This window comes from Chloroflexota bacterium (assembly GCA_020850535.1).
In the GTDB taxonomy this organism is placed as follows: Bacteria; Chloroflexota; UBA6077; order UBA6077; family JACCZL01; genus JADZEM01.
Window position 1 is genome coordinate 1 of the sequence record JADZEM010000080.1, and the last position, 4,049, is coordinate 4,049.

The 4,049-nt window shown below is 70.3% G+C and carries 4 protein-coding genes; all 4 read left to right on the forward strand.

From position 1 onward, the window contains the following. A partial coding sequence (locus IT306_11995; GenBank protein MCC7369140.1) for an ABC transporter permease occupies positions 1-1,005 on the forward strand: 1,005 nt, incomplete at its 5' end. A gap of 231 nt (positions 1,006-1,236) precedes the next feature. Next, positions 1,237-1,995: a YceI family protein gene (locus IT306_12000; protein MCC7369141.1), complete on the forward strand. Its 759-nt coding sequence runs from the start codon at positions 1,237-1,239 to the stop codon at positions 1,993-1,995. A gap of 614 nt (positions 1,996-2,609) precedes the next feature. Then, positions 2,610-3,113, forward strand: a complete 504-nt coding sequence (locus tag IT306_12005; protein ID MCC7369142.1) for a hypothetical protein — start codon at positions 2,610-2,612, stop codon at positions 3,111-3,113. A gap of 158 nt (positions 3,114-3,271) precedes the next feature. Further along, a partial coding sequence (locus IT306_12010; protein MCC7369143.1) for an FHA domain-containing protein occupies positions 3,272-4,049 on the forward strand: 778 nt, incomplete at its 3' end.

The window sequence follows — 4,049 nt, forward strand, 5'->3', positions numbered from 1 at the left end:
GTGGACATCTACCGTCTGCTCGACCCGGACGGCGTCCCGGAGCAGGCCGCCGCTCGCTTCCTCGCCTCGGAGCCGTTCGCCCGCCACGTCGCCCAGCGCCAGGATCGCGCGGCTTTCGCCCCGCCAGGCACATCGCCGCTGGCGCGTGATCCGGCCCGGGCGCCGGCCAACGCCCGCCCCTCCCGCGCCGGCCCGGGCTGGCTCCCACAGCTCTTCTGGCTCACCCTCCGCTACCTCGCCGTCCTCAAGGGCGACCGCGTCGCGCTGGCTGTGCTGTTCGCGGCGGCGCCGGTGTCGGCCGTGATGCTGAGCGGCACCCTGCCAGTCGACATCTTCGAGCTGTCGCGCGACGATGGCGGCAACGCCCGCCAGGCGCTCTCGCTGCTGTTCATGCTGATTACGTCGAGCATCCTGCTCGGCGGGTTTGTCGCATCACGGTCCATCGCCGAGGAGGGCGCGATCTACGCCCGCGAGCGGCTGGTCAACCTCCAGATCGCCCCGTACGTGCTCTCGAAAGCGGCGGTGCTCGGGCTGTTCTCGGTGGTGCAGACGGCCGCCCTGGTGTTCATCACGGCCGGCCGCATCGAGATCCCCGGCGGCAACGACGCCCTGCGCGACATCTACCTTGTGGTGCTGGCCGTCAACCTGATCTCGGTCGCGGCCGGGCTGTTCGCATCGGCGGTCGCCAGGAACGGCCTCCAGGCGACGCTGATGATCGTCATCTTTCTGATGGTGCAACTGGCCATCGCCGGGGGCATCGTGCCGCTCAAGGGGATGGACGCTGTCGCCCGGGCGATGTCGATGCTGACGCCGGGACGGTGGGCGCTGTCGCTGCTGGGGCGCATCGCCGACATCAACGCCCGCATGGACGCCCAGTTTCCGAAGAACAACTTCGTCGATCAGTTCACCGTCGAGCCATCGACCTGCTGGGCGGCGCTCGGAGGCATCTTCGTGGGGCTGATGGCCCTGGCGGTGATCGCGCTGAAGCGGCGAGACGTACGGTAAGACGGTCGCATGTCTCGTCGGCGGGCAGAGCGCGAGCCCGTGGCTGCTGTTCGCAAGCCAACAGCGTTCGTGTCAGCGCCCCAACAGGCGGACGCCACCCGGACTCGGCACACTGTAGGTGAGGTGCGCCCTCAGCGGTGACCCGCGCAGGCCGAACGCCATCAGCCTCCACCGCCGTGCGCGCAGAGACGATGCCCGCCCACGAGCCGCCGCGCACACCTGGGAGACGCCATGCTGAATCGCTCGCTGCACACGCGCGTCCCTCGGTGGGCCTGGGACGCGGCACTTGCGCGTACCGGCGGCACCGCGGTGTCGGGCCGGGCAGCCGGCAGGCCCTCGGCGCTGCGCCGGGCGACGCTTGTCGTTGGACTGCTGACGGCGCTGAGTGTGCCGGCCCTGTTCGGGCCACCGACTGATGCACGCGCAGCCGAATCGCCGGACGGCCTGATCCACATCACGCTGATCCCTGGCGCGAGCGAGGCCCGCTACACGCTGACCGTTCGCATCGTCGGACAGCCGCCGAAGCCCGGCGTCTGCTCGACGCGCGACATGACGGGCGGGATCGTCCTGACGCCCGAGGGTGAGGTCGTGGCCGAGCAGTCGCAGATCACGGTCAACCAGCGGTCATTGAAGTGCTCCGCGCCCCTGCGCGACGACCAGACCCAGCAGTTGCTCGAAACGAACCGGTTCCCGACGGCCACCTTCACTGCGAGGTCTGCGCCCGGTTTGCCCATACCGCTCGTGCCCGGACAGCACGCCTACCAGATGATCGGCGACCAGGTGGTGCGGGGCATCACGCAGACGGTGACGTACGACACGTCCGGCGACTCGACCCCGGACACGTTCCGTGGCGCATCGCGGGCCGTCTGGCGGATGAGCGATTTCGGCATCGCGCCGCCGGTCAGCCCGTTCGTGACGGTGGACGACGAGATGGTGGCCGAGATCGACGTCCAGGCGGCGGTGAGCGCGCCGCCAGCGCCCGGCCCGTGAGCGCCGAAACGGACGCGCCGGGATGCGTGTCGCCCCAGGGCGATTGCATGTTCATTGGTGTATCGGAAGCATCATGGAACGGGCGGTCGGGGACTGAAGTCCCCGCCTACCGTCACGCCGTCGCTGCGCGACGGCCGTCGGGAACGGCTGGGGCTGGCGAGCCTGGCGCGTCGCGCAGCGACTGCAGGATGGTAGGCGGGGCTTTCAAGCCCCGACGCGGCGGCACGACGACATCAACATACAATCGCCCTGACTCGCCCCTGCCACTACAGGGCGATTGCATGTTCATTGGTGTCCCCGAAGCATCATGGAACGGGCGGTCGGGGGTTGAAACCCCCGCCTACAGTCACGCCGTCGGGAACGGCTGGGGCTGGCGAGCCTGGCGCGTCGCGCAGCGACTGCAGGATCGTAGGCGGGGCTTTCAAGCCCCGACGCGGCGGCACGACGACATCAACATACAATCGCCCTGCGTGTCGCCCGACCAGTCTTGACGGCACGACCAGATGGGCGCTAGTCTCCGTAGGTGAGGGTGGACCCCCGCTCGTATGCGCCTGACGACACGTGCGCCTGAGACACTCGCGGACGCTGGACCCCGCATCCCAGGAGGTGCCAAGGTGGCCGACGATTCGGAGCGGATTGTCGAACGTGCATCCGCGGGTGAGACGCCCGCAGACGAGGCGGCCCTGCTGCGGGCGCGCATCGCCGCGCTGGAAGCCGAGCTGTCCACGACGCGCGAGTATGCGTCGAGGCTGACCCGCGAACGGCGCGACCGACGCCCCCACCGGACCGAGTCCGAAGACCGCGCCGAGACGATGCGCGACATCTTCGAACGGGTTGACAGCGAAGGTCGGCGGGTCTTTCGAGCGCTGGTCATGAGCCAGATGCAGCAGATGCGGCTCACCGCCGATCTGGTGACGGCGTTTGCCGAGCGAATCGAGCGGCAGCATCCGGGCGACGATCCAGACCTCGAACGGGATCTGCCGCGCGACCTGCTGGACGGCTGGCTCGAAACGGTCGACCGCTCGCTGGAGATCCCCGAGAGGACACTCTCGACCTTCGAGGAAACGTATCGCGAGGCCCGCCCAGGGCGACGCGACCGCGCTCGCCGCGCCGACTGAGGCGGCTGGCCGCCGGGTGGTCACGGCGTGAGCAGGTGGGGCTGCTCGGTGGCAGGGCTCGCTGCACGGCGGCTGGCCGTGCGGCGGCTGGCCGTGCGGTGCGTCGGTTGTGGCTGCCCTGAGCAGGTGCGCCGGCCTGCGAGCGGACGGGTGTCCGCGTGACAACGGGACGGGCGACGGGCGGGCCTGATCCGGCCGTCCTCGCTCGCTCCGTTCTCTTCTCCGGCCTGCCGGCCGAGATCGTGAATCGCGCCGCCACGCGCTTTCTGATGCGGCGGGTGGCCGACGGCGACGTCATCTGCGCGCAGGGGCTGCCCGGCGACGAGATGTACGTCGTGGAGAGCGGCCGGTTCGCGGTGGACGCCGCGCTTGCCGGCCCCCCGGTCCGGCTGGCCGAGCTTGGCCCAGGCGCCGTCTTCGGCGAGATCGCCGTGGTGACGCACCGACCGCGTTCGGCGACGGTCACGGCGATGGCTCCAGGCATCATCTGGTCGCTGCACCGTTCGAACTATCAGGATCTGGCGCGGCAGTTCCCCCGACTCGGCGTGGTGGCTGGCAACCTCGCGGCGGCACGGACCCTCGACAACGAGCGGCGGCTGGCCCACGAGCCACAGCAGGCGCTCGTCTTGAAGCCAACGCAGGACATCGTGACCATCGGGCGGGACGACGGCAACGACCTCGTCCTGCGCGATCCTCGCGTCTCACGCCGCCATGCCCTCGTCCGCCGCCTCGGCCAGACCTTCCGCGTCGAGGATCTCGGCAGCACCAACGGCATCTTCGTCAATGGCCGCCGCGTCGACCGCGCCGACCTCCGCCCCGGCGACCTCATCCAGGTCGGCGCGCAGTCCCTCCGCTTCGATCCGGCCGTCCTCACCCAGTACGCCCGCGGGCGCGGCGCCCAGGTCGATGCGGTCGGCCTCTCCAGGCTCGTCGGCA